26 protein-coding genes are annotated in these 25121 nt (G+C 39.8%); 3 read left to right on the forward strand and 23 right to left on the reverse strand.

Going from position 1 to position 25121, the window contains the following annotated elements; genetic code table 11:
- Position 1: 1 nt before the first annotated feature.
- The 3 genes from RBL01_RS06685 to RBL01_RS06695 form a co-directional block, all read right to left on the reverse strand.
- Complete coding sequence (locus RBL01_RS06685) at positions 2–883, reverse strand: ABC transporter permease (RefSeq protein WP_002289631.1); 882 nt, start codon at positions 881–883, stop codon at positions 2–4.
- Entirely contained in the window at positions 880–1929 is a 1050-nt protein-coding gene (trpX, locus tag RBL01_RS06690; protein WP_002299729.1) for a tryptophan ABC transporter substrate-binding protein, read from the reverse strand. Before trpX ends, RBL01_RS06685 begins: the two co-directional genes overlap by 4 nt.
- Positions 1930–2378: 449 nt before the next feature.
- Positions 2379–3002 (reverse strand): hypothetical protein, encoded by a 624-nt coding sequence (locus tag RBL01_RS06695; RefSeq protein ID WP_002327917.1) that lies wholly within the window; start codon positions 3000–3002, stop codon positions 2379–2381.
- A gap of 189 nt (positions 3003–3191) precedes the next feature.
- On the opposite strand from RBL01_RS06695, the gene efbA reads away from it, so the two are divergent.
- The gene (gene efbA, locus RBL01_RS06700; protein WP_307780889.1) at positions 3192–4883 is read left to right on the forward strand and encodes a fibronectin-binding protein EfbA; all 1692 of its coding nucleotides are present in this window, start codon (positions 3192–3194) and stop codon (positions 4881–4883) included.
- A gap of 171 nt (positions 4884–5054) precedes the next feature.
- Here efbA and RBL01_RS06705 read toward each other — a convergent pair whose 3' ends face one another.
- The 19 genes from RBL01_RS06705 to RBL01_RS06795 all read right to left on the reverse strand — a co-directional run bounded on the left by RBL01_RS06705 (position 5055) and on the right by RBL01_RS06795 (position 23648).
- Positions 5055–5957 (reverse strand): LysR family transcriptional regulator, encoded by a 903-nt coding sequence (locus tag RBL01_RS06705; RefSeq protein WP_002327919.1) that lies wholly within the window; start codon positions 5955–5957, stop codon positions 5055–5057.
- Positions 5954–6646, reverse strand: a complete 693-nt coding sequence (locus tag RBL01_RS06710; RefSeq protein ID WP_002376854.1) for a carbonic anhydrase family protein — start codon at positions 6644–6646, stop codon at positions 5954–5956. The genes RBL01_RS06705 and RBL01_RS06710 overlap by 4 nt, the downstream gene beginning before the upstream one ends.
- A gap of 42 nt (positions 6647–6688) precedes the next feature.
- Positions 6689–7330 (reverse strand): YfbR-like 5'-deoxynucleotidase, encoded by a 642-nt coding sequence (locus RBL01_RS06715; RefSeq protein ID WP_002288886.1) that lies wholly within the window; start codon positions 7328–7330, stop codon positions 6689–6691.
- Positions 7331–7367: 37 nt separating this feature from the next.
- Positions 7368–7682 (reverse strand): hypothetical protein, encoded by a 315-nt coding sequence (locus tag RBL01_RS06720; protein WP_002288892.1) that lies wholly within the window; start codon positions 7680–7682, stop codon positions 7368–7370.
- Positions 7670–8299: an orotate phosphoribosyltransferase gene (pyrE, locus tag RBL01_RS06725; protein ID WP_002288884.1), complete on the reverse strand. Its 630-nt coding sequence runs from the start codon at positions 8297–8299 to the stop codon at positions 7670–7672. Before pyrE ends, RBL01_RS06720 begins: the two co-directional genes overlap by 13 nt.
- A gap of 6 nt (positions 8300–8305) precedes the next feature.
- Entirely contained in the window at positions 8306–9022 is a 717-nt protein-coding gene (pyrF, locus tag RBL01_RS06730) for an orotidine-5'-phosphate decarboxylase (protein WP_072538457.1), read from the reverse strand.
- Positions 9019–9951 (reverse strand): dihydroorotate dehydrogenase, encoded by a 933-nt coding sequence (locus tag RBL01_RS06735; protein ID WP_002318759.1) that lies wholly within the window; start codon positions 9949–9951, stop codon positions 9019–9021. Before RBL01_RS06735 ends, pyrF begins: the two co-directional genes overlap by 4 nt.
- Positions 9948–10724, reverse strand: a complete 777-nt coding sequence (locus tag RBL01_RS06740) for a dihydroorotate dehydrogenase electron transfer subunit (RefSeq protein WP_307780888.1) — start codon at positions 10722–10724, stop codon at positions 9948–9950. Before RBL01_RS06740 ends, RBL01_RS06735 begins: the two co-directional genes overlap by 4 nt.
- Before the next feature lie 53 nt (positions 10725–10777).
- On the reverse strand, positions 10778–13963 hold the full coding sequence (gene carB, locus RBL01_RS06745) for a carbamoyl-phosphate synthase large subunit (protein ID WP_002318757.1): 3186 nt from the start codon (positions 13961–13963) through the stop codon (positions 10778–10780).
- Between the two features lie 4 nt (positions 13964–13967).
- Positions 13968–15044, reverse strand: coding sequence for a carbamoyl phosphate synthase small subunit (locus RBL01_RS06750; protein ID WP_002288877.1), 1077 nt, complete (start codon positions 15042–15044; stop codon positions 13968–13970).
- A 4-nt stretch (positions 15045–15048) separates the two neighbouring features.
- Entirely contained in the window at positions 15049–16329 is a 1281-nt protein-coding gene (locus RBL01_RS06755) for a dihydroorotase (protein WP_002327046.1), read from the reverse strand.
- An 18-nt stretch (positions 16330–16347) separates the two neighbouring features.
- A complete protein-coding gene (locus RBL01_RS06760; RefSeq protein ID WP_002288872.1) occupies positions 16348–17274 on the reverse strand; it encodes an aspartate carbamoyltransferase catalytic subunit in 927 nt (308 codons plus the stop codon).
- A 12-nt stretch (positions 17275–17286) separates the two neighbouring features.
- Complete coding sequence (locus RBL01_RS06765) at positions 17287–18570, reverse strand: solute carrier family 23 protein (RefSeq protein ID WP_002327047.1); 1284 nt, start codon at positions 18568–18570, stop codon at positions 17287–17289.
- Positions 18571–18583: 13 nt separating this feature from the next.
- Complete coding sequence (gene pyrR / locus RBL01_RS06770) at positions 18584–19123, reverse strand: bifunctional pyr operon transcriptional regulator/uracil phosphoribosyltransferase PyrR (protein WP_002295862.1); 540 nt, start codon at positions 19121–19123, stop codon at positions 18584–18586.
- 234 nt (positions 19124–19357) lie between these two features.
- Entirely contained in the window at positions 19358–20269 is a 912-nt protein-coding gene (locus RBL01_RS06775) for an RluA family pseudouridine synthase (protein ID WP_072538455.1), read from the reverse strand.
- The gene (gene lspA, locus RBL01_RS06780) at positions 20266–20730 is read right to left on the reverse strand and encodes a signal peptidase II (protein WP_002327048.1); all 465 of its coding nucleotides are present in this window, start codon (positions 20728–20730) and stop codon (positions 20266–20268) included. The genes RBL01_RS06775 and lspA overlap by 4 nt, the downstream gene beginning before the upstream one ends.
- A gap of 4 nt (positions 20731–20734) precedes the next feature.
- The gene (locus tag RBL01_RS06785; RefSeq protein ID WP_002295857.1) at positions 20735–21433 is read right to left on the reverse strand and encodes a CBS domain-containing protein; all 699 of its coding nucleotides are present in this window, start codon (positions 21431–21433) and stop codon (positions 20735–20737) included.
- On the reverse strand, positions 21420–21806 hold the full coding sequence (locus tag RBL01_RS06790; RefSeq protein ID WP_002295856.1) for a hypothetical protein: 387 nt from the start codon (positions 21804–21806) through the stop codon (positions 21420–21422). Before RBL01_RS06790 ends, RBL01_RS06785 begins: the two co-directional genes overlap by 14 nt.
- Positions 21807–21977: 171 nt before the next feature.
- Positions 21978–23648: a formate--tetrahydrofolate ligase gene (locus tag RBL01_RS06795; protein WP_080489867.1), complete on the reverse strand. Its 1671-nt coding sequence runs from the start codon at positions 23646–23648 to the stop codon at positions 21978–21980.
- 182 nt (positions 23649–23830) lie between these two features.
- Here RBL01_RS06795 and RBL01_RS06800 point away from each other — a divergent pair, with 182 nt between their 5' ends.
- Positions 23831–24064, forward strand: a complete 234-nt coding sequence (locus tag RBL01_RS06800; protein ID WP_002303804.1) for a cold-shock protein — start codon at positions 23831–23833, stop codon at positions 24062–24064.
- 98 nt (positions 24065–24162) lie between these two features.
- Here RBL01_RS06800 and RBL01_RS06805 read toward each other — a convergent pair whose 3' ends face one another.
- Positions 24163–24594: an EbsA family protein gene (locus RBL01_RS06805; protein ID WP_002327050.1), complete on the reverse strand. Its 432-nt coding sequence runs from the start codon at positions 24592–24594 to the stop codon at positions 24163–24165.
- Between the two features lie 78 nt (positions 24595–24672).
- Between RBL01_RS06805 and RBL01_RS06810 the strand changes: the two genes are divergently transcribed.
- A complete protein-coding gene (locus RBL01_RS06810) occupies positions 24673–25086 on the forward strand; it encodes a ribonuclease HI family protein (RefSeq protein ID WP_002306768.1) in 414 nt (137 codons plus the stop codon).
- The last annotated feature ends 35 nt before the right edge of the window (positions 25087–25121 follow it).

Consider the following 25121-nt stretch of genomic DNA (forward strand, 5'->3'; position numbering starts at 1 on the left):
ACTATGCCTCCTTCTCAAAACCCGTTTTTAAGTTCAGTGCTTTCTTCAATTGCGGGATCATCAGACAAATAGCTAAGATGATAGCGGAGAACAACTTCAGATAAGTCGTGTCAAACCCTAGTTTGATTACTACTAAAATCAATAGCTGATAAATGATACTGCCGACAACAATAGCAATCAATCTTTCTGCTAGCGTCAATTCTTGGAAGATCACTTCACCGATGATGATGGAAGCAAGACCGATGACGATTACGCCAATCCCTTTATTTACATCTGCATATCCGTCGTTCTGGGCAATCAGCGCACCGGATAATGCAATGACACCGTTCGACAAAGTTAAACCTAAAATTTTCATACGATCGGTTTTTATCCCTAACGACCGAGCCATCGTTTCGTTGTCTCCTGTCGCAATATAGCCTTGGCCCAAATCTGTATTGAAGAAGAATAGCAGTACAGCAATCAAGATGCCCAAAGAGATGAAGCCAAGAAGGACTGTGTCAAAGTAATCAGGTAACCCAAAGCGATGGAAGCTGTCTTGTAGAATCGGATGATTCAATAAAGAAAGATTTGGTGTTCGCATCACAAACAAAATAACTGAGTTCAATCCTGACATCACTAAAATCCCTGCTAAAATAACCGGTATCTTTCCTTTTGTATAAAGTAACCCCGTAACGAGTCCTGCTATCATGCCAGCACCTACGCCTAATAATGTAGCTACAATCGGCGCTACCCCATGAGTAATAGCTGTCACACAGACAGCAGCACCTAATGGGAAGGACCCTTCTGTCGTCATATCAGGAAAGTCTAAGATCCGATAAGTCATGAAAATCCCTAATCCTAATATTGCCCAAAGCATGCCTTGTGAAATAGCTGATACGATCATTTGTCATCCTCCTTAGATGTTTCTTGCTGCGAGTCATCTGTAATGATTTTGGCTTTTTCCTTCATCGATTGGGGAACAATGATTCCTAAGCGATCAGCTTGAGATTGATTGATCACTGTATCCCCTTGATCAAATGTATAAACAGGCGTCGTTTCCGGTTTTTCTTTTCCACTCGCAAGTTCTGCCGCCATCTTACCACTTTGAAGCCCTAATTGATATTGATTGATCCCGATTGTTGCTAGTCCACCTTGTTCCACCATTGTATCCACAGATGGAATGACGGGGATATTTGCTTTGTTTGCTTCTTTTACCACTGTTTGCATCGCATTGGCAATGGTATTATCTAATGGAACATAGATAAAATCGACTTGTCGGCTCATCACTTGAACCGTTTGTGCAATCTCATTAGTGGAAGGCACCGCATATTTTACTGATTCTAACCCTTCTTTTTTTGCAGCTTCTTCTGCTTGTGCTACTTGGTATTTTGAATTATCCTCTGAAGAAGCATACAAGATTCCGACTTTTTTTGCATTTGGCAACAAATCAGAAGCAAGCTTGATTTGTGAAGCAACAGGCGGCTGATCAGAAACACCTGTTACATTACCACCAGGTTTCTCTAAAGAAGCGACTAATCCAGCCCCCACAGGATCCGTTACAGCACCTAACACAACTGGGATCGATGAAGTCGTGTTTGCTAATGATTGAGCGGCAGGTGTTGCGATTCCAATCAAGACATCTGGATCAGATTGTACTAGCTGTTGACTCATTGTGGCTAGCTTGCTCTGATCGGCTTGTCCATTTTGAAATTTGATCTCAAGATTTTCTCCTTCTTTTAATCCTTCTTCTTTCAGACCATCTTTGATTCCTCGATAAATCTCATCTAATGCCGGATGGCTCACGTATTGCAATACCCCAACGACTGTTGTTTTTTTTGTCTGGTTCGTCGAGGTACTTTCTTTTTCGCCTGAGGCTTTTCCATAAATAAATGCACCTGCTAAATAAACTAAAATAATTACTACAACTGTTATTAATCGTTTGTTTTTCATTTTTTTCCTCCTGCAAAGTCAATCTTTTTATTTATTATAATCAGGCAAGTATCCAGTCTACAAAAAAAGACAATGGCCAAAGCGGTCATTGTCTTTACACAAAAAACCGCATAGATTCTAATCTATGCGGCAGTCAATGTTCATGTCTAGCATAGATACAAGCTTTAGAAATGCACTCTAAAAAGTTGTATCTATGGGAAAGTCTCACCATTAATACAACTTATCTACGCCAGCTGCGCCAATTTTTTTTGTTTTCTGCTGAAATACGTTTTGATAAGTTCATTACAGGTCACCCTTTCCTTAAGAATTGATTTAAGTCTAATCGAATTTTTGAATTTCGTCAACTATATTTTTTAATTTTTTATTTGTTATTTTGAAGATCAAACATCACTTGTTCTGATAATTAAAAATAGCGCTATATAGACCCACCGTTTCATCGCGCCAATGTCTCAATTAGCAATCTCGGAATTTTGGGAAGTTACTCCCGTTCTATCCAATTCTTCTTCTAATTGTTTGATATTGGCTAACGGAAGTCGATTCAGTTCAGGGATCAACTCCTTATCAAAATCAGTTATTCCTCCCTTACCCGCAGTTATCCGATTTGCTTCTTTTCCTCCATCAAAGAAAATAAATGTCACTTCATCCGTTCGTATGTTATATTTTTGTTCCAGTTCATGTACATCATAAACGATCGGATAATAAAAGATCGGTCGATTCAATTCTTCCATAAGATCAGGATCATTAAAAACATCAAGCATGTCCTGATAGGTTTTCCCGTTCGGTTTGCTGAACATCACCGATATCGCCCGGCTTTGTTTGATTTTCTGATCAGCTTTGCTGTAATCAAAAGGTTTCAATTTGCTGGTTGGTATGGACGAATAAACGAGACTATTTACTTGCTCTTCTCGGATTTTTTCCGGCAATAAAAACATTGCAACTGTTAACAGCAATGATAAGATGAGCAGAAAAACAAGACGTCGAAAATACTTACTTGGATTTTCTGCGAATGACACTGAGAAATGTTCATTCATTTCTTGTACTCTCGATTTAACTACTTCCCAAATAACAAACACCTTCTTTTCTACTTTTTCTCCTATTTTTTATTATACCTAAAAATTTGGATTTCAACGATAGAAACACTGTTTTTTATGTAATTAGTCCAAGATTTTTCTAGACTTTTGCTTTACTATTCGGCCAAATTGGTTTTTCTTCTTTTTTTCGTTATAATGAATATACTTATGAAAAGAAATGAGGAATGAACCATGTCCTTTGATGGTGTATTTACCCACGCGATGGTCAACGAATTGCGTGAAACGTTACTATCTGGCCGGATCTCGAAAATCCATCAGCCTTATGAAAATGAAATCGTGCTGGTGATTCGTTCACGCGGCAAAAACCATCCATTATTATTATCTGCGCACCCAAGTTATGCTCGTGTACAGATTACCCAAATCGATTATCAGAATCCTGATAATCCGCCTAACTTCGTGATGATGCTTCGAAAATATTTGGATGGCGCTATTTTAGAAGACATCGAACAAATCGAAAATGATCGAGTGATCCATTTCCACTTTACTAAACGAAACGAGTTGGGTGATCTACAAAATATCATATTGATCGTTGAATTAATGGGACGTCATAGTACGATCGTCTTAGTTAATCGAGAAACTGGAAAAATACTGGATGCGATCAAACACATTGGAAGCTCTCAAAACACTTATCGTTCTTTGCTTCCTGGTGTAGAATATGTTGCTCCGCCAAAACAAGAGGTCTTGAACCCATTTAGCTCCGAGAAAGAAAAAATCTTTCAGCGGCTTTCCCAAACTGAACTAGAGCCAAAAGCAATCCAACGTCAGTTTCAGGGAATCGGTTTCGATACCGCTCAAGAGCTGACCAAAAGATTACTGGAACGTCCTAATGAAAAGATGGTTGTATGGGACGAATTTTTCTCAGCCATCAGCCATCAGCCTATTCCTACTTTTTACGAAACGGAAAATAAAGATTTTTTCACACCGATTGCTTATCAGGTATTGTCCGAACAGGCATCTGCTGTAACAGCTTATCCAACACTCAGTCAATTATTAGATAGCTATTATCACGAAAAAGCAGAGAAAGATCGGGCAAAACAACAAGGCGGAGAACTGATTCGAAAAATCGAAAATGAACTAAAACGAAATAAAAATAAATTGAAAAAACGTGAACAAACACTCAAAGAATCCGAAAACGCTGAGAATTACCGTAGAGATGGCGAACTACTTACTACTTTTCTGACACAAGTACCACGCGGCGCAAAAGAAGTTGTTTTACCTAATTATTATGAAGAAGATCGGCCAATCAAAATAGCACTAGATCCGGCATTGACACCAAATCAAAATGCACAGAAATATTTCCATCGTTACCAAAAGCTGAAGAACGCTGTTAAGCTGATTGGCGAACAAATCCAAGAAGCCAAAGATGAAATCCAATATCTTGAATCTGTCTTATCTCAACTGGAAATTGCCGGCCCAATGGATATCGAAGCAATCAAAGAAGAATTGACTTCAGAAGGATACCTGAAAAAGAAGAACTTAAAAAAACAAAAACGTAAGAAACCATCTCAGCCTGATCAATACTTTTCTTCTGATGGAACGCTCATTCTTGTTGGTAAAAACAATCTTCAAAATGACCAGCTGACAATGAAGACAGCTAAAAAAACCGACTATTGGCTTCATGCAAAAAATATACCCGGTTCGCACGTCATCATTAAAAGTGACAAGCCCTCAGATGAAACAATTACAGAAGCTGCCGAGTTAGCTGCCTATTTTTCAAAATACCGATACTCTGCCCAAGTGCCGGTTGATCTTGTACAGGTAAAGCATATCCGAAAACCAAATGGCGCCAAGCCTGGTTATGTTATTTATGAAAACCAAAAGACGATTATCGTGACACCAGAAGAAGAAAAATTACAGCTATGAAACAAAACAGGTAATCAATGAGTGTTTCTAGAATCATATTTGCGTACTTTCCCACAACAGCAATTAGTTATAAATTGTTTGCTACAAAAAGAGGAGTTGTGACAAAATTCTGTCACAACCCCTCTTTTTTGATTAACGGTGTTCAACAAACAGCGTTCTCATCTGCTTTTCTTAGCTCTGCTGGTTCAGTAACCGAATAAGCTCTTTGATAAATCTTTGAGCGATTTCACTGAGCGGGCGTTTCGCCGAATAAATGATATAAAATTCATTTAGTTCGCCTTCTGCCAAAGGGATTAACCGCAAATGCTCGCGAATCCCTCCAATCACAATACCAGATCCTGAAGCGTAAGCATCAGTTTCAAGAACGATATTCATCAAAGTCCCTCGATCACTCGTATAAATCACTGTTTCTTGATCAGGGATCTCGATAAGGTCTTCATAAAAATACGGGAAATTATTTCCATCCTGTGTAAAACGAACTTGAGGATAAGATAACAATTCTTCTTTGGTGATCTCTGCGTGTGTAGCTAGCGGATGTCCTTGCCTTAAAAAAATATGCGTTTTGAATTTTCCAATGCTGCGGCCACTTAGCTCTCCTTGTTGTAAATATCTTCTGATACCAGCTTGATTATGCTCATTCATATAAATAATACCGATCTCACTGTGCTGCTCTTTGACTTCTTCGATCACTCTCGCCGTTGTCGTCTCCATGATCCGGAATTGTTTGATCTCGTCTTTGAATTCCTCGAGTAGCTGTGCGGTCAAAGGACCTAAGAAATCATAATGCTGGGCAGCAATCGAAAAATTGTCTCTCTTTTCACTCGTTAGATAGTGAGTTTCTAATGTATCAAGCTGGACCAGTATTTTCTCGGCACGATTTAAGAAGTCTTGCCCTTCTTCTGTTAAATATGCCCCTCGATTCGTTCGAGTAAACAGCGTGATCCCTAACTCGGTTTCTAATTCTTTGATACCAGCTGAAAGACTTGGCTGGGAGACAAACATTTTCTTTGCCGCTTCTCTGAAACTACCATTGTTTGCTACAGCGACCACGTATTTCATCTGCTGAATATTCATTGCTCAAACTCCTCGAAATAATAAATTTCTCTTCCATTCAAGGGCTGGATTGGTCGGTTGTTCGGTCGAGCATACTGACCATCGAAGGGGAGAAGAAACTCTTGGTTCAGTTTTCCTACATGATCCATTACAAACCATTGGATTGGCCCGCTGGTAGGCGGAGTTGTCAATGAGCCAATATAATGGAAATGGCTTTTTTGCTCCGGAAAGAACACATCCGGATTTACCCAATGCTCATGTTTTTCTAAGTTCCAACTTTCCCCATTTTCTTGATTATACAGCCAACCTTCCTGTACCATTAGCTGGTACATGACACCCACAACTAGATTCTCTTTTTTGCTGTTCATATGAACAAAATGAAATTCAATATCTTCCTGTTTTCCGTTGATGATATGTTCAGAAGGCAAGTGGAAATGAATATCTGTCAAATAATAGCGTTCTTTCTTGAACTCTACATAACTGAGTTGGTCAAAAGGTACTAAATGAATCGTGTTTTTGAATTCCTTGTCAGTAAACCGTTGCTTTTCATAATGAAAGGAAAGCGTGTCTCCTTCTATTTTGGTTTCTTCCCCCTTGGTCAAATGAATAGGCGACTGCAATGGAAATTCCGCACCTCTCGCAAACCAATCACATAAACTCGCCCAATTTTCCGGACCTTTGTCTCCAGAATAGCCCCATTCGACATCCATATTCTTTTTCAACTATACTTCCCCCTGCATCTCATATCATTTTTATTTTTCTTCTTTCTTTACAATCGTTGAGACGGTTTCTAAAAACGCCTCTTTTCCATAAAATTCCTGGTTCAATAGTTCCGGAAATATCTCTTTAAAGAAATACTGAACAGAAGGCCGATGTTCAAAGCTTTTAATCGTAGTCACTGCCTCAATGAACATCTCCTTATAAACTTTTTCCGGGTTATTTTTGATGATTTCATCAAAAGATTCATAAAGAAGGTCAACCTTATCTGAAATGGCTAATAGTTCTCCTTCTACGGTTTCATCTTTTCCTTCGAACAACCGACGGCGATAAACTTCTTGGAACTCAGCTGGAATCTCTTGGTTGATGAATTCGTCCGTCATCTTTTCTTCAACTGTTTGCAGCATCCCTCTTAACTCTTTGCTTGCGTATTTCACCGGCGTTTTGATATCACCAATAAAACGCTCTGTGTAGTCATGATTCAATGATTTTTCATAGAGCAGTTTCCAATCGATCGGTTGTCCATTCGCTTCTTCAATGTCTCCTAGAACTTGCGCAATAGATGCTACACGATACGAATGTGCTGCAACTGTATGCTCTGTATATTTAAAAAATCCAGGTGCCCTTGTGATCGTCTCTAAATTGTTCAATCCTAAAATAAATTCATTCAATCCCATAAAAGTTACCTCCCTTTGAGATTTCTTTTTCCGAATATCATATCATTAAATAACTGATATTCGCAACATTTCCGCTCTTTACCATTTTTGAAACAGCTCCCTTACCAAAAAATAGAGAAAATCTATATATAATAGAAAAAAGAGAAGAGATTATTCTCTTCTTTCTGCTAACCAGTCTTAGAAAAATGAATTTTAAAAAAATCAAAAACTGATCACGATAGAAGTTTCTTTTCATACCTGATGAAAAGATGCTTCTCGCAATCAGTTTTTGGATTTTTGCTATTCCAATTGATGATTCTGGAGACACAAATCGGATTTCTCTATCTTCATCAAGCGCGCTTAAATCTGCCAATTTTCAGGATCTTTTTTCCATTCTTTTAGCAGAGTTAATTCTTGCTCATCGATATAACGATCTTCTAAAGCTGCTTCAATCAATACAGAATAATTGGTCAACGTCATAAGAGGGATTTCGGCTTTTTCGAAATTTGCTTTTCCTTTTGGCAACTCATACGTAAAGATAGCCGCAACACCAAGGATATCCGCACCTTCTCTTTTTGCTGCTTCAGCTGCTTCCAAGACACTTCCGCCTGTAGAAATCAAATCCTCGATCACAACCATCTTCTGACCTTCAAATATACGTCCTTCGATTTGGTTACCTTTCCCATGATCTTTCGCCTTACTTCGAATATAGACCATTGGCAAATCCAGTATTTCCGCTACCCATGCAGCATGAGGGATTCCTGCTGTTGCAGTTCCAGCAATCACTTGTACTTCAGGGTAAGCTTCTTTGATTTTGCTTGCTAATCCTTTTGCGATCTCTTTTCGGACTTTTGGATAGCTCATCGTGATTCGGTTATCACAGTAAATTGGGCTTTTGATTCCACTTGCCCATGTAAAAGGATTACTTGGATTTAAAAATACTGCTTCAATTTCTAATAAGTCTTTTGCGATACTTTGTTCAACATTCATTTTAGGTTAGCTCCATTCTGTTTGAATCGTTTGATATGCTTTATAAGGATTAGTTGACTGAGTGATTGGTCGACCTATAACGATAAAAGTTGAGCCGATCTCTTTTGCCTGAGAAGGTGTGACTACTCTTGTCTGATCTCCTGCGACTGTTCCTTCTGGTCTTATACCCGGAGTTAAGCAAACAAATTCGTCTCCTGCCATTTCTTTGATCGCTTCTACTTCCCAAGCAGAAGAAACCACACCATCTAATCCTGCTTTTTTGGCACAGCTAGCATAATGGATCACACTTTTTTCTAAAGAAACTTCGATTAGTTGATCGGCATGCATTTCTTCTTCACTTGTAGAAGTAAGCTGAGTGATAGCTAGAAGTAGCGGACGTTTTCCACCTTCTGGAGTCCCCACTTTTAATCCTCGCATTGCCGCCTCCATCATACGAATACCGCCAGCGGCATGAACACAGGTGAGATCAACACCAAGCTTTGCCAATCCCCGCATTGCTTTTTCGACCGTATTCGGAATATCGTGAAGTTTCAGATCTAAAAATACATTATGACCAGCCTCTTTTAGATAACATACGATTTCAGGTCCTTCTTGGTAGAACAATTCCATTCCGATTTTCACAAACAATTTTTCTTCTTTCGGGAAAAATCGAAGAAAGTCTTCTACCTCTTGCCTAGTTGAAAAATCTAATGCAATAATTGGTCGTTGGTCTAGTTGATTCATCTTTCACGTTCCTCTCTCACTTCTTTGATTAATCTTTCCAGCGTTTCGATGCCTAGTTCGCTCATTCGCACAGGGAGCTCTTTAATTAGTTTAGGACAGATATACGGATCGGTGAAATTCGCGGTCCCTATAGCTACAGCACTTGCTCCAGCCATAAACATCTCAAGAACATCATCCACTGTCTGCACGCCGCCCATCCCAATGATTGGAAGGCTGGATATACTTGCTACTTGGTGAATCAAACGAATAGCGACAGGCTTGATTGCTGGTCCGGAGAGTCCACCTGTTTGATTGGCTAAAATCGGTTTTCTTGTCTTAAGGTCAATCCGCATACCAAGAAGAGTATTGATCATCGTAAACCCATCTGCCCCTCCAGCTTCGATTGCCTGAGCGATTGGAACGATGTCTGTTACATTTGGGGACAATTTGACATAGACAGGAACAGAAGAAACTTTCTTTACTGCTTGTGTTAATTGAAAAGCAACATCAGGATCTGTTCCAAAAGCAATTCCGCCATGTTTGACATTTGGGCAAGAAATATTCAGCTCGATTGCTTTCACATTTGGCGCTTCGCCAATTTTGCTACAAACTTCTACATAGTCTTCTTCACAAGCACCAGCAACATTTGCGATGATGGGTAACTCATTGTACTCCTCTAATTCTGGAAGAAGTTTATGCATAACAACGTCTAGACCAGGATTTTGCAAACCAATTGCATTCAACATGCCAGATGGTGTTTCCGCCACTCTTGGTGTGGGATTGCCAAAGCGGGCATTTGGAGTCGTTGCCTTGACCATGATCGATCCAAGCTGATTCAAATCATAGTATTTTCCGTATTCTTTGCCAAAACCGAAACAGCCGCTTGCCGGCATGATAGGATTTTTTAATTCTAGACCGGGGAGCTTGACTGCTAAAGGATTCTCATTCATATAATTACCTCTCCTATTTTAAAAATCGGTCCTTCGTCACAAACTTTCACACTTTTTGTTCCTGTTTCATCTTCCGGCGTATGACAAACGCAAGCATAGCAAGCCCCTATCCCACATGCCATGCGGGATTCTAATGATAACTGGATATTTTGATGCGAAGAAAACAGCTGTTCCACTGTCTTCAATAACCCGTTTGAACCACATGCAAAAACAGCTGTAGGTTCCGTCTTCGTTCCTAACAATAAATTACCGACATTTCCGTGCATACCGTATGTTCCATCGTCAGTAGCGATTCTTGTTTCTCCTAGACGATTAAATTCTTTTTCATAATAAACGACTTCATGTGTGGCAAAACCTAAAAAATGCGTTGGTTTAATTCCTTTTTCGACTAACTGTTTTGATAACTCATATAGAGGAGGGACACCGATTCCTCCACCGATTATAAATACTTCGTCTCCTGTATGAAGATTGGACAAATCAAAACCATTGCCTAAAGGACCCATGACATCTAAATGGTCTCCGGCAGAAAGAGTAGTGAAGACTCTAGTCCCCTCACCTTCCACCCGATAAATGATACGGCAAGTATTTGTTTCGTGGTCGATATGATTCAAGCTAATCGGTCGGCGTAATAGCAAGTCTGCACGCGGCACGAGAATATGCAAGAACTGTCCTGGTTGCTGCATTTCTTTTACTAGATCACCTTTCAATGTCATTTCAAAAATCTTTGGTGCCAGCTGTTTTTGCTGAACGATTTCCATCATTTCTTGTTTCATCTGTCCCCTCCTGCAACGGTTTTTCGTCTTTTTGTCTTAACATGTGCTCGCCGTTAAATAGGGTTAGTTGAAAAAGCACGGGATTCCATCACTCGAACGATCGCATCTGCTGTGTCTAAAGAAGTAAACAATGGAATACCATGTTCAACTGCTTCTCTTCGGATGATGAAACCGTCTTTAGAAGCATTTCCCCGATCTTTATCAATCGTATTGACAACCACTTGTGTTTTACCATCTCTTATTAAGTCGACTACATTTTTTTCTGCTGCTTCCTCAGAAATTTTCGCTACTGTTTCAACGACCAGACCATTTTTTTCGAAATAAGCAGCTGTATGTTTCGTTCCTATCAGACTATAGCCAATTTCTGTAAAACGTTTAGCTAATTCTAGTGCTTCTTCTTTTGTTTCGTCCGCAATCGTAAATAATACGGCTCCATATTCAGGCAAGTGTAATCCAGAAGCTTCGAATGCCTTGTACAAAGCTTTGTCTAATTGTCTGTCAGATCCCATTACTTCTCCAGTCGATTTCATTTCAGGCCCTAAGTAAGTATCAACTTTCTGCAATTTCGTAAAAGAAAAGACAGGTGCTTTAACATGAACTTCTTTTGTTTCTGGATAAAGTCCGTTTTCATAACCAAGTGTCTTTAGTTTCTCTCCCAAAATAGCTTTCGTCGCAATTTGTGCCATTGGAATTCCTGTCACCTTACTTAAGAATGGAACAGTCCGACTTGCTCGAGGATTGACTTCGATCACATAAACCTCATTTTCATGGATGACAAACTGGATATTCATCATCCCGACACAATTCAAACCTAATGCTAAGCGGATTGTGTAATCTTCGATCGTTTTCTTGATCGATTCAGATAATGTTTGAGGTGGATACACAGCCATTGAATCCCCTGAATGGACACCAGCACGCTCAATATGCTCCATGATCCCTGGGATGAGTACTGTTTCACCGTCACAAATCGCATCCACTTCGCATTCACCGCCAAGCAAGTAACGGTCCACTAGTACTGGATGTTCTGGAGATGCTTTCACGGCATGTTCCATGTAATCTTCTAAATCTCGCTGGTTTTCAACGATTTCCATCGCACGTCCGCCTAATACATAGCTTGGACGAACAAGAACTGGATAACCAATTCTCGAAGCGATAACCACGGCTTCTTCTTTACTTGTAGCAGTATCCCCTAAAGGTTGAGGAATATCCAACTCTTTCAGCGCTTGCTCGAATAAATCACGATTTTCCGCACGATCCAAGTCTTCGATCGTTGTCCCTAAGATTTTTACACCAGCAGCAGTCAAAGGTTCGGCTAAGTTGATTGCTGTCTGACCACCAAATTGAACGATTACTCCTATCGGCTGTTCTAGCTCGATCACATTCATCACATCTTCGAAGGTCAATGGCTCAAAATATAATTTATCCGAAATAGAAAAGTCAGTCGAAACTGTTTCAGGATTGCTGTTCATGATGATTGCTTCGTATCCTGCCTGCTGGATTGCTTTGACAGAATGCACAGTCGCATAGTCAAATTCAACCCCTTGTCCGATACGGATAGGACCAGATCCCAGTACTAGAACTGAGGGCTTTTCTGATCGTGAACTTTCATTTTCATATTCATAGGAACTATAAAAATAAGGTGTTTTTGATTCGAATTCCGCTGCACAAGTGTCAACCATCTTATATACAGGAATCAAATCATTTTCTTTTCTCATCTGGCGAACGGCTTCTTCGTTTATTTCCCACAGCTCCGCCACTTTTTTGTCTGTAAAACCGTTTTGTTTCGCTGTTTTCAATATCTTGTCATCCAACGGCTGCTGTTTCAACTGCTGTTCGATTTCTACGATATGCAACAGTTTATCTAAAAAGAATAAATCGATTTTTGTCAAATCCGCTAATTCTTCTATGGTGTACCCTCTTCTAATAGCTTCAGCTACATAAAACAGGCGATCATCTTGTGCTCGAACCACTTTTTGGATTAGGTCATCGTCCGTGATGTCTGCCAACTCAGGAAGTTCGATATGGTGTGTACCGATTTCTAAAGAACGCACAGCTTTCAATAAAGACTCTTCGATATTCCGACCGATAGCCATCACTTCACCAGTTGCTTTCATCTGCGTGCCTAAAAGCCGTTCTCCGTTTTCAAACTTATCAAACGGCCAGCGAGGAATTTTAGCTACAACATAATCTAATGCAGGTTCAAATTCTGCAAAAGTCGTTCCTGTAACAGGATTTTTCATTTCGTCTAATGTTAATCCAAGCGCTATTTTAGCAGCTAGCTTAGCGATCGGATAGCCAGTCGCCTTACTTGCTAACGCAGATGAACGAGAAACACGCGGATTGACTTCAATCACATAATAATTAAAACTATGTGGATCAAGAGCGAGTTGGACGTTACAGCCTCCCTCGATCTTAAGTGCTCGAATAATCGAAAGAGAAGCATCACGAAGCATTTGATATTCATGGTCAGACAATGTTTGACTAGGGGCAAATACGATAGAATCACCTGTATGGATACCCACTGGGTCAAAATTTTCCATATTGCAGACAACGATTGCATTATCAGCCGAATCTCTCATCACTTCATATTCAATTTCTTTAAAACCTGCAATACTTCGTTCAATCAAACATTGGGTAGCGGGGGAAAGACTTAATCCATTTTCTGATACGATACGTAATTCTTCTTCATTTTCACACATACCTCCACCAGTTCCGCCTAAAGTAAATGCTGGACGAACGATGACAGGATAGCCGATTTTATTTGCAAAATCTACAGCTTCTTCTACTGTATTGACGATTTCAGACTCGGGGATTGGCTGATTCAATTCTTTCATCAACTGTTTGAATAGATCACGATCTTCTGCTTGATCGATCGCAGAAAGCTTTGTTCCTAGAAGTTCTATGTTCAATTCTTCTAAAATACCTGATGCTGCCAGCTCCATTGCCATATTGAGGCCTGTCTGTCCGCCTAAAGTTGGAAGGAGAGCATCTGGACGCTCTTTTCGAAGAATCCTTGATACAAATTCAAGTGTGATCGGTTCGATATATACTTGATCTGCCACTTTTTTATCCGTCATGATCGTCGCAGGATTAGAATTTACTAAAACCACTTCATATCCTTCTTCTTTTAAGGCAAGGCAGGCTTGTGTTCCTGCGTAGTCAAATTCTGCGGCTTGACCAATGATGATCGGACCAGATCCAATCACCATAATTTTCTTGATATCTGTACGTTTCGGCATCTGTTTACTGCTCCTTTCCTGCGTCCATCATTTCCATAAATTCATCAAATAAATGTAGTGCATCATGCGGACCAGGGGCAGCATCTGGATGAAACTGCACACTGAAAGCGGGATAATCTCTGTGTTTGACTCCCTCTACTGTTCCGTCATTTACTTCTACATGAGTTACGATGAGTTTTTCTGGATCAATCGTGGCTTCATCGACTGCATAGCCATGATTTTGAGAAGTAAAATCAATTCTTCCGGTCGCTACTTCTCGTACCGGGTGATTTAATCCTCGATGTCCGAATTTCATTTTATAGGTATCTGCACCGTTGGCTAAAGCAAATAACTGGTGACCGAGACAAATACCAAAAATCGGTACTTTTCCTTGGATTTTTTTGATCATTTCGATTGCTTCTGGCACATCTTTTGGATCACCAGGTCCATTCGTCAGCATGACTCCGTCTGGTGATAGCGCTAAAATCGTCTCGGCATCTGTGTTATAGGGAAGTACTGTGAGGTTACAGTTTCTTTTACTCAATTCTCGTAAAATACTATGTTTTAAACCGAAGTCAATGACAATGACTTTCCGACCTGTTCCTGGACTTGGATAAGGTTTGTTAGTTGAGACTTGCTGCACTTGATTGGTTGCTAGAACGGTTGCTTTCAGCTGATCAAATGCATGTTCGAAGGAATCTCCAGCATCAACGATACTAGCTTTCATCGTTCCGACTTCACGGATTTTGCGAGTAAGGGCGCGCGTATCGATACCTGATATTCCAGGAATTCCTTTTTGTTTCAAAAATGAATCTAGCGTCATTTGGTTTCGCCAGTTTGAAGCTACACGTGCATGTTCTTTTACTACTACTCCTTTGCATGTTGGAGAAATCGATTCATAATCATCTCTATTTACCCCATAATTACCCACCATAGGATAGGTAAATGTAATGATTTGACCGTTAAAACTTTGATCAGTGATAGTTTCTTGATAACCAGTCATACTTGTTGTAAAAACGATTTCTCCGAAGACACTAGCATCTGCACCAAAAGCCTTTCCTTCGAAAACTGTTCCATCTTCTAATATAAGCAAACGTTCCATACTTTTATTCTCCCTTCTGCCACACAAGTTTTCCGTTGACAAAAGTCATTTGTGTTTCGCCTTTTACTTTCCAGCCGATAAAAGGTGTATTCTCCCCTTTTGATAAAAAGTCTTCTTTATCGATCGTGCAAGTTTGTGTAATATCAAAAACTGCCACATCAGCGGGGGCACCAACCGTTAGCGTTCCTGCATTCAAACCAAAAATCTCAGCCGGTTTAACTGCCAACCAATTGATCACTTGTTCCAACGTGAATCGACCAGTTTCTACAAAATGAGTATAGATCAGTTGAAACGCTGTTTCGCTTCCTACAATACCAAATGGTGATTTCATGAAACTTTGGCTTTTTTCTTCTAATCCATGGGGGGCATGGTCTGTAGCGATGCAATCGATCGTACCGTCAAGCAAGCCTTCGATCAAAGCTTCTCGGTCCTCCCGTCCTCTTAGCGGCGGGTTCATTTTCCAAAAGCCGAAATCTTCGGGAATATCTTCGTCGATCAAAATAAGATGATGGGGTGAAACTTCTGCTGTTACGTGGATTCCTGCTTTTTTTGCGTCTCTGATTACACGGACACTTTCTTTAGTAGAAACATGGCAAACATGGTAATGAACATCAGTTGCTTCAGCTAGCAACAGATCTCTAGCAATTTGAGAAGACTCGGTTACGCTTAAGATCCCGGGAAGACCAAGTTCTTCTGCCTTCTTGCCAGCGTGCATAACGCCGCCAAATAATAAAGATTCATCTTCTGTATGGGCTACTAGGGCTTTATTGTTTTTTGCAGCTTCTTTCATAGCCAGATACATCGTCCCAGCTGTTTGGACACCTACACCGTCATTTGTGAAAGCAAAAGCACCTTCTTCAATCAGTGCTTCTTGATCAACTAATTTCTCACTTCGCAGATTTTCTGTGATTGGCGCATACTGCAATACCTTCACAACTGCATCTTTTCTAATGATGTCATATACTTGTCTCAGCTTTTCTGCCGTATCAGGTACAGGATTTAAATTCGGCATCGCGCATACAGTAGTGAAACCGCCACGAGCAGCTGAGCGAGTCCCAGCTTCGATCGTCTCCTTGTATGTAAATCCTGGCTCTCTCAAATGAACATGGACGTCCACTAAACCAGGTGTGATCAATTGTCCCTTTGCATCAAACACTTCATCAAATTCGGCTTCTGAGAATCCTGTACCGATTGCTTTGATTCGCCCATCTTCTATCCAAATTTCTGCTGGTGTCGTCATATTTTTTCGTGTATTGATCTGACCGTTTTTAATGAGTGTTTTCATTTTTTCATCCTCCTATAATTACGCTTTTCCATTTAGCACTGCTTCTAAGATTGCCATTCTGACGAATACTCCATTGCTCATTTGCTGAACGATCCGCGACTGTAATCCTTCCACTAATGAATCAGCTAATTCTACATCGCGGTTAACTGGTGCTGGGTGCATAATGATTGCATGTTTTTGCAACTTCTTCGCACGCTCAACTGTTAACCCATGTTCCTGATGGTAGCCTTCTTTTGAGAAACTTTCTTTTCCATCATGGCGTTCGTGTTGCACCCGAAGCATCATCATGACATCAACTTGATCTAGTAGTTCATCCAATGGCATATAATGCCCGTACACTTCGAATTCATCGTCGTACCATTCTCTAGGACCTGAGAAGAATACTTGTGCGCCTAGACGTTTTAACATCTGCATATTGGATTTAGCTACGCGAGAGTGAGTGATATCACCTACGATGGCAACTTTCAGACCTTCAAAATGACCAAATTCTTCATAAATGGTCATCAAATCAAGCAAGCATTGGGTTGGATGCTGTCCGCTTCCGTCTCCTCCATTGATAATCGAACACTGGATTGTTTTACTTTGTATCAGTTCGTCATAATAGTTCTCATCACCATGACGGATAACCGCTACGTCTACGCCTAATGCTGACATCGTCAGTACTGTATCGTATAGTGTTTCCCCTTTTTGGACAGAGCTTGTGCTTGCTTCAAATTCAATCACTTCTAGCCCTAGTTTTTTCTCCGCTACATCGAAGCTTTTATGTGTGCGAGTACTATTTTCGAAAAAGAGGTTTGTAGCAAAGTACTGGCGCTTTTGCGGAGTCCAATTAGCACCTTGCTTGAATTCCTGCCCTCTGCGGATCAAGCCCATAACTTCTTGATCAGTAAGTGCCTCAACGGTCAATAAATGCTTTAAGCTGATACGTTCTGATTTGATGATCATAATGTTTCCTCCTTAGTTTTCTTCGCTTCGTGAAGTTTCTGGTAAGATAAGATTTAAAATGATGCCAAGTACAGTTGCTAATGCCATTGCCGACAATGTAAATGTGCCTACTTCAAAGACGAGTCCGCCAATTCCTACTACTAAGATAACTGAAGCAATCAACAGATTTTTCTTTTTATCAAAATCGATTTTGTTCTCGATTAAAATCTTCATTCCACTTGCCGCAATTACTCCAAATAAGATAAAACTGATTCCTGAGATGACTGGTCCAGGGATACTTAAAATCAAAGCGCTTAATTTTCCTACGAATCCTAAAATGACTGCAAATACTGCAGCTCCACCGATCACAAACACGCTATGGACACGTGTGATAGCCAGAACACCAATGTTTTCACCGTAACTTGTTACAGGAGGACCTCCGACAAAGGCTGCCACGATTTGTGCTAACCCATCACCTGTCAACGTCTTATGAAGACCCGGTTCTTCAAAGAAATTACGTTTAGTTAGTTTATTCAATACCATAAGATGGCCGATATGCTCTGTCATCGTCACAAAAGCGATGGGTGCCATTGTTGTGATTGCTCCAAGATATAGCTTTGGTTCATATTGTACAAAGGGAATCTCAAAGTTAGGAACAGCAAACCAGGCAGCGTCTACGATTGGCTTAGTATCCACGATTCCAAACAGCAAGGCTACGATGTATCCGCTAATGATACCTAGTAAAATCGGAATCAATCCGAGAAAACCTCTTAGCCACATGTTGAAGAAAATGGTCAATCCTAATGTGATCAGTGCTACAGCAATATACTTGAAATCATACGTGCCCTGATTATACATAGCATTTGTTGCTGCATTTGCCGCAAGTCCCAACCCGATAACCATGATGACTGGACCGACGACGATTGGAGGCAAGATTTTATCCAGCCATGATGAACCGATCTTTTTGATGATCAGCGCAACAATCAAATAGACTAATCCAGTTGTGACTGCTCCTTGTGCAATAGCTGGATAACCATCTGTTTTCATCAAAAGCTGCATCGCCGCAATGAAAGCGAAACTGCTTCCTAAGTACGCCGGTATCTTTCCTTTAGTAGTAAATAAGTACACCAATGTACCTAGTCCTGAACTGACTAGCGCGATACCTGGATCGATACCTACTAAGATGGGGACTAACACGGTTGCTCCGAACATCGTGAACAAGTGTTGTAAACTTAATCCTACCCAATGTCCTGGGGTTGGGCGATCGTGGATATCTAACACCACGTCATCATTATGAAATCTTTTTTTATCCGACATGTTTCTCTCTCCTCTAATCTTCCTCTTTCAAAATCATGATGCGATCTTGTCCATCAAGCTCTTGCATCTCTACTAAAATCTCTTCCGCCCGAGATGTTGGAATGTTCTTCCCAACATAATCTGCACGGATTGGCAATTCTCGATGCCCACGATCGACCAGGACTGCTAATGAAATTTTTCTTGGTCTACCAAAATCCATTACTGCGTCCATTGCTGCTCGAATCGTTCGTCCTGTATACAAAACATCATCAATCAAAATAACTTCTTTTCCTTCTAAGGAAACTGGGATGTCAGAAGAATGAAGTTCCGGTTCTTCTGGATTTTCTTTTTTGTCATCTCGGTATAAAGTGATATCCAGTTCTCCTACAGGAATATCGATATCTTCTAGCTGCTTCAGGCGTTCGGCAATCCTTGATGCAATGTAGATTCCTCGTGTTTTGATACCTACCAATACGATATCTTGGATACTATGGTTTCTCTCGATAATCTCATAAGTAATTCGAGTCAATGCTCGCTTCATGGTTACCTGATCTACTACTTCTTTTGCTTGCATATTCATTCCCCCTACTTTTTTGCATAAAAAAACTCCTGCCCTAAGAGGACAGGAGGAATGTTTAGACTGAGCGTATACTGATACACTGATAGCTATACTATGTCAATGAGCAATCTACTTATGGCGCACCATACGTATCCTTGCTCCCACCCTTCTTAGCCTCACGGGACTAAACTTAAAGGAATTCTATTAAGTTTTATGCTTTCGTTGTTAATTACTATACCGTTATCTAAATTAAAATGCAATGTTTTTTCTTAATTTTTCTAAAGTTTTTTCAAAAACTTCTGGAAGAGGTGCTTCAAAGAACATCTTTTCGTTTGTAGTCGGGTGCGTAAAACCTAACATTTGCGCATGGAGAAACTGACCATTGCCTTTCAAAGTTTTCTTCGGTCCGTATACTGGATCTCCAGCTAACGGATAACCGATATACTTCATATGCACACGGATCTGGTGTGTTCTTCCGGTTTCTAGTTTTAATTCAACCAGAGTAAATCCTTCGAAACGTTCCAATACAGTAAAATGTGTGACAGCCGGCTTCCCATCTTCTCTTATCGCCTGCATTATCCGGTTTTCCTTCGAACGGCCGATTGGCGCATTGATGGTTCCTTTTTCGTGAGGAATCTCTCCATGGACTAAAGCAACATATTTGCGCAAAGAGGTCTTATCTTTTAATTGCTGAGCTAATGATTCGTGTGCCTGGTCATTTTTGGCAACCATTAGCAGTCCGGAAGTATCTTTGTCGATTCGGTGAACAATACCTGGACGAATAACGCCGTTGATCGTAGAAAGATCCTTGATATGGTACATCAGCGCATTGACCATTGTGCCATGCGTATGACCTGCTGAAGGATGAACGACCATTCCTTGAGGTTTGTTTATCACCGCTACATCTTCATCTTCGTAAACGATCGTCAACGGGATATTTTCTGGGACCACATCTAATGTTTCTGGTTCGGGGATCAAGACAGTAATATCGTCTCCTTGTTTTACTTTGTAATTTGCTTTGACTGGCTGTCCATTGACAGAAACCGCTCCATTTTTCAGCCACAGCTGAATTTGCGAACGACTGTAATCGGTGAATAAATTAGTCAATACTTTATCGATCCTACCAGATTCATGGTGAATCGTCGTTTTAAGTTCTGTCATTTTTTTCTTTGATCCTTTTCATCTAAAATAATATAAATTAATATACAAATCACTCCACATACAAGTGTCACATCTGCTACGTTAAAAATCGGAAAGCTCATAAAATCTGTCTGGAACATATCTACTACATAGCCAAGACGAATACGGTCGATAAAATTGCCAATCGCACCAGCTAGAATCAAACTCAATCCAATCATGAACCAGCGATTACCTTTTTCACGATTTTTAATCATCAATGTGAGAATCACAACGACTGCAATGAGTGTCACTATAGTAAAGAACCACATCTTCCCTTCTAGCATACTCCATGCGGCTCCATTGTTTCGAATATGATTCAGTGACAAAATACCTGGTATAAGATTTTTCGTCTCTCCAAGCGCAAGATTATCAGTGATCCACCATTTGACCAACTGATCCACTCCTACTAGCAAAGCGCTGAATATCCAATAAATAATTAACAAAAAATCAATCCTTTTCTATTTGTTTATAAATATCACGAGGTCGTACGATCCCGAGCAGATTACCATCGGGATTCCCATCTTTAGTGATAAGTACGGCTTCCAAAGTCCCTTGCTCACGAAACATCGCTTCAACCTCGTAAATATGTGTTTTAGCTGGAACAAAATGATAATTTGTGTACTTTCCGTTTTGGATAATCAAATCCAACGCTCGTTTATTTGTTAAATCAACCGGACCTTTTTGGCTTTCTTTTGCTAGCCAAAACCCTATATTACGTAAAGTAATCAATGCTACAAATTTTCCTTTATTGTATAACGGAAATTGTGAATACCTTTTTTCTGCTACTATCTTTAACAGTTCAAGTAACGGAAGATCTTGTTCAAAACCTGTTACACGTTTTGCAAATCGAGGCAGCACGGTTTCAGGCTGAATCAGTTCTTGTTCGATCAGCTGGATTCGCTTGACTGTCCAATCATTTGGCTCTGCAATGACAAAATCGACTGCGATCCGATCATGGACGATCGCATTCCTTAACTGAGCAAGCTGTAAAAGATCATCTTCGTACTTTCTGATCATTAATTGTTTTCTTTGAGCTAGGCGTCTGACAAGTTCAGTAAATCCCATATTTCGTGCATTTCCCATCTCGTCTCTCATCCATTTTTCGATTCGATTGAAACTGATTAAAAAAAGATCAGAGTTTGCCATAATTTTCCTCCTTGATCAAATATGCCCGGTTTTTTATATAGAAAAAGAACGCAATCAACACAATAACTGCAAAAAAACTGAAAAATAAATTTTGTAGGAAAACGGCCCCCAACCCAGTTGCTAGAAATAAAAACGGATAGATTTGAAGAATCAAGTAATTCATTGTGATCACATAAGCAGGCTTTGCTTCTTTCACTGTATAAACGGGGCTTTTTAGCCAATAAAAGGTGACCTGCATCGTAAAGGGCACTTCCAGATCAAGCGTTATCTTTTGTTCATGACTGAGAACACTGCGTTTTTCATTGTTGATTCTTAGCTGAATCGAGCTACCCATACCGTAAAAACCGGTTTTTCTTATAAATGTCGTTTTCATCATACCCTCCTATTATGCTTTAGTATAGCTCAAAATACAATAAAGAAAAAGAATGATCCTAGTGTAAACAAAATTAATTCCCTATCGTCTAAAAAAAGAAGCTGTAGTCAAAATACAGCTCCTTCGATGTTTAATGAAAGTTATTTAGTATACGGTAGATTATAATCAAGCTTAAAACAATCCCAACACTTCTCCGTCATTTGTCACGTCCATATTCAATGCAGCAGGTTTTTTAGGCAAACCAGGCATCGTCATAACATCTCCAGTCAAGGCTACTAAAAATCCTGCCCCTAATTTTGGGATGATTTCGCGGATCGTGATGGTGAAATCTTCCGGTGCACCTAGCAGTGAAGGATCATCAGAAAATGAATACTGTGTTTTTGCCATACAAATCGGCAGTTTGTCCCATCCATTCTTCGTAAACTCTTCTATTTGTTTTTGCGCTTTTTTGCTGAAAACAACACCATTTCCTCCGTAAATTTTCTTGACGATTATTTCTGTCTTTTCTTGTATCGTTTCTTCTAGGCGGTATAATGGCTTGTAATTAGCTTCTTTTCTATCAATCAATCGTACTACAGCTTTTGCTAAATCAACGCCGCCTTCTGCTCCATCTGCCCATACACTCGCTCTCTTGGCAATAATCCCCTGATTTTCACACAAGTGCTCCAACAGTGTGAGTTCATTGTCTGTATCTGTTACGAATTCATTGATTGCGACGATCACAGGTAGCTGATATTGTTCCATATTACGTATATGGCGCTTTAAATTTGCAAAACCTACTTTCAAAGCATCAAGATTCTCATTTTTAAGTTCATCTTTTTTCATTCCGCCATGCATTTTCAATGCACGGACAGTGGCGACAATCACCACAGCATCTGGCGCTTTTTTCAAGTTAGGTACTTTGATATCTAAAAATTTCTCTCCGCCAAGATCTGCACCAAATCCTGCCTCTGTGACAACGTAATCTGCTAATCTCAATGCTGTCTTGGTAGCTAAAATACTATTGCAGCCATGAGCGATATTGGCAAACGGTCCCCCGTGGACAAAAGCTGGTGTTCCGTAAATTGTTTGTACAAGATTCGGCTTGATTGCATCTTTCAGCAGTAATGCCAGAGCGCCTTCTGCTTTCAAGTCTCCAGCAGTCACAGGCTGACGGTCAAATGTATAGCCGACAACGAGCCTTGCAAGACGAGCCTTTAAATCTTCAAGGTCTGCCGCAAGACACAAGATAGCCATGATTTCGCTGGCAACTGTGATATCAAATCCATCTTCTCTTGGGACACCTTGGATTGGCCCACCCAAGCCAACAATTACTTTACGCAGTTCACGATCATTGAGATCGACTACCCGTTTCCAAATCACTCGGCGGGCATCGATGTTCAATTCATTTCCTTGATGAATATGATTATCTAAAAGAGCAGATAATGCATTATTAGCTGTTGTGATAGCATGCATGTCACCAGTAAAATGCAAGTTGATATCTTCCATAGGCAATACCTGTGCATATCCTCCGCCTGCAGCACCGCCTTTGATTCCCATCACAGGACCAAGTGAGGGTTCTCGCAATGCAATAACAGATTTTTTATTGATTTTATTGAGCGCGTCTCCTAACCCTACAGTGATCGTTGACTTTCCTTCGCCAGCTGGTGTTGGATTGATGGAAGTAACTAAGATCAAATGCCCCTCAGCGTTATCCTTTGATCGATTGATTCCAGAAAAATTGATTTTCGCCTTATATTTCCCATACAGTTCCAAATCGTCTTCCTTAAGATCTAATTTACTAGCCACTTCAACAATCGGTTCTAGCTCTGTTTCTTGTGAAATTCGCAGATCATTCTTCATTTGATTACCCCTTTTCACGAACTTTATTCAACAAAATATCTTCTTTGTTAAGATATGCCAATTATACCTTTTTTTATTCAGAAAAAAAACATAAAATTACAGGTTTTTAATTTATTTGACGTACTTATAAATACTCTTTATAATGAAGGCTATGATCAGACTTTAGAAAGGTCGTGAGTGCTTTGACCACAGGAATTGTAAAATGGTTTGACAACAAAAAAGGATACGGCTTTATCAGTTATGATGACACAGAAGAAATTTTTGTACATTTTACTGCGATTGAAGAAGAGGGATTCAAAACTTTGGAAGAAAATCAAGTGGTCGAATTTGAGATCATCGAAGGGAATCGAGGAACACAAGCTGCCCATGTCAAGAAAGGCAACGTTCAGACTACCGATACTAGTATGCATGAATAGATAAACAAATAGAGTGAGACGCTAAACGGGATGAACCGTACGTCTCACTCTTTTCTTTTCCTGTAAAAATTCGTTTTTTTAGGTTCTGATTTTTAAAATTAGCTTTTTCTTTTTTTCGTATAAGGATAAGGAATTGATTCTGATTTGGGTCCGTTTTTTTCAAAATGATCAAAAAGGACTACTTGATCTTTTTTTCGCATCATGAAAACAGATGGGTCTTTCTCATCTTGCAACATCATTTGCACCCCAGTATTAGTTGGCGTCAAAGATCGAATCTGTCCGACAGATATTTCTCGGTCTTTCCAAAAAGCAGCATAACGTATAATCACAGAGTTTGATTTTAAAATAAAAGAACGTCGCAAACCTAGAAATAGAAAAACAAGAAAAATACCTAGAACAAAATTGCTTTTCCAATAAGGACCTGTGTTTTCTAAAGAAAGAATCAGACTAAAAAACAGAATGATCAAGGTCAATGACCAATAGATGATCGTATGTGCCAGTTCAGGCTGCCATCGAATATTTTTTTTCATTCTCTAACCTCTCACCGATTCAGTAATGATATAATCTTACCATAACATTAGTTTGAACAAAAAGGAGAATCTCTTTTTATGTTAAAAGTATACATTGATGCCTCTACAAAAGGCAACCCTGGTCCTAGTGGAGGCGGAATCTTGATTGTCTATCAAGGTAAACAAGAACAGCTATCTATCCCGCTTTCTATAGGGACAAACCATCAAGCAGAGTTCGAAGTCTTTTTAAAAACTTTAGAATTTCTAAAGAAAAACGACTTACAGAATGAAACGATTTTCTGTTTTTCAGACAGCAAAACACTAGTTTCTACGGTCGACAAAAACGCAACGAAGAACGAGCTCTTCCTTCCCTACCTTCAAAGAATCCAAGAACTTCTATCCGAATTTTCTTTATTGATCCTGCAATGGTTGCCCGAAAACAAAAATAAAGGAGCAGATAATCTTGCACGTCAGGCTCTCTATAAACAATTAAAAGAAAAAAAGACTCTTTAAATTAAAAACTTTAAGGAGTCTTTTTATAGTTTCTC

It is taken from the genome of Enterococcus sp. SB12 (assembly GCF_030910025.2).
In the GTDB taxonomy this organism is placed as follows: Bacteria; Bacillota; Bacilli; order Lactobacillales; family Enterococcaceae; genus Enterococcus_B; species Enterococcus_B faecium.

What these genes read in the sequence shown, in the direction of transcription:
- RBL01_RS06685 (WP_002289631.1), bottom strand. Translation starts at nt 883, where the DNA reads ATGATCGTATCAGCTATTTCACAAGGCATGCTTTGGGCAATATTAGGA.
- trpX (WP_002299729.1), bottom strand. Translation starts at nt 1,929, where the DNA reads ATGAAAAACAAACGATTAATAACAGTTGTAGTAATTATTTTAGTTTAT.
- efbA (WP_307780889.1), top strand. Translation starts at nt 3,192, where the DNA reads ATGTCCTTTGATGGTGTATTTACCCACGCGATGGTCAACGAATTGCGT.
- RBL01_RS06705 (WP_002327919.1), bottom strand. Translation starts at nt 5,957, where the DNA reads ATGAATATTCAGCAGATGAAATACGTGGTCGCTGTAGCAAACAATGGT.
- RBL01_RS06710 (WP_002376854.1), bottom strand. Translation starts at nt 6,646, where the DNA reads ATGGATGTCGAATGGGGCTATTCTGGAGACAAAGGTCCGGAAAATTGG.
- RBL01_RS06715 (WP_002288886.1), bottom strand. Translation starts at nt 7,330, where the DNA reads ATGGGATTGAATGAATTTATTTTAGGATTGAACAATTTAGAGACGATC.
- pyrE (WP_002288884.1), bottom strand. Translation starts at nt 8,299, where the DNA reads ATGAATGTTGAACAAAGTATCGCAAAAGACTTATTAGAAATTGAAGCA.
- pyrF (WP_072538457.1), bottom strand. Translation starts at nt 9,022, where the DNA reads ATGAATCAACTAGACCAACGACCAATTATTGCATTAGATTTTTCAACT.
- RBL01_RS06735 (WP_002318759.1), bottom strand. Translation starts at nt 9,951, where the DNA reads ATGAATGAGAATCCTTTAGCAGTCAAGCTCCCCGGTCTAGAATTAAAA.
- RBL01_RS06740 (WP_307780888.1), bottom strand. Translation starts at nt 10,724, where the DNA reads ATGAAACAAGAAATGATGGAAATCGTTCAGCAAAAACAGCTGGCACCA.
- carB (WP_002318757.1), bottom strand. Translation starts at nt 13,963, where the DNA reads ATGCCGAAACGTACAGATATCAAGAAAATTATGGTGATTGGATCTGGT.
- RBL01_RS06750 (WP_002288877.1), bottom strand. Translation starts at nt 15,044, where the DNA reads ATGGAACGTTTGCTTATATTAGAAGATGGAACAGTTTTCGAAGGAAAG.
- RBL01_RS06755 (WP_002327046.1), bottom strand. Translation starts at nt 16,329, where the DNA reads ATGAAAACACTCATTAAAAACGGTCAGATCAATACACGAAAAAATATG.
- RBL01_RS06760 (WP_002288872.1), bottom strand. Translation starts at nt 17,274, where the DNA reads ATGATCATCAAATCAGAACGTATCAGCTTAAAGCATTTATTGACCGTT.
- RBL01_RS06765 (WP_002327047.1), bottom strand. Translation starts at nt 18,570, where the DNA reads ATGTCGGATAAAAAAAGATTTCATAATGATGACGTGGTGTTAGATATC.
- pyrR (WP_002295862.1), bottom strand. Translation starts at nt 19,123, where the DNA reads ATGCAAGCAAAAGAAGTAGTAGATCAGGTAACCATGAAGCGAGCATTG.
- RBL01_RS06775 (WP_072538455.1), bottom strand. Translation starts at nt 20,269, where the DNA reads ATGACAGAACTTAAAACGACGATTCACCATGAATCTGGTAGGATCGAT.
- RBL01_RS06785 (WP_002295857.1), bottom strand. Translation starts at nt 21,433, where the DNA reads ATGGCAAACTCTGATCTTTTTTTAATCAGTTTCAATCGAATCGAAAAA.
- RBL01_RS06790 (WP_002295856.1), bottom strand. Translation starts at nt 21,806, where the DNA reads ATGAAAACGACATTTATAAGAAAAACCGGTTTTTACGGTATGGGTAGC.
- RBL01_RS06795 (WP_080489867.1), bottom strand. Translation starts at nt 23,648, where the DNA reads ATGAAGAATGATCTGCGAATTTCACAAGAAACAGAGCTAGAACCGATT.
- RBL01_RS06805 (WP_002327050.1), bottom strand. Translation starts at nt 24,594, where the DNA reads ATGAAAAAAAATATTCGATGGCAGCCTGAACTGGCACATACGATCATC.
- RBL01_RS06810 (WP_002306768.1), top strand. Translation starts at nt 24,673, where the DNA reads ATGTTAAAAGTATACATTGATGCCTCTACAAAAGGCAACCCTGGTCCT.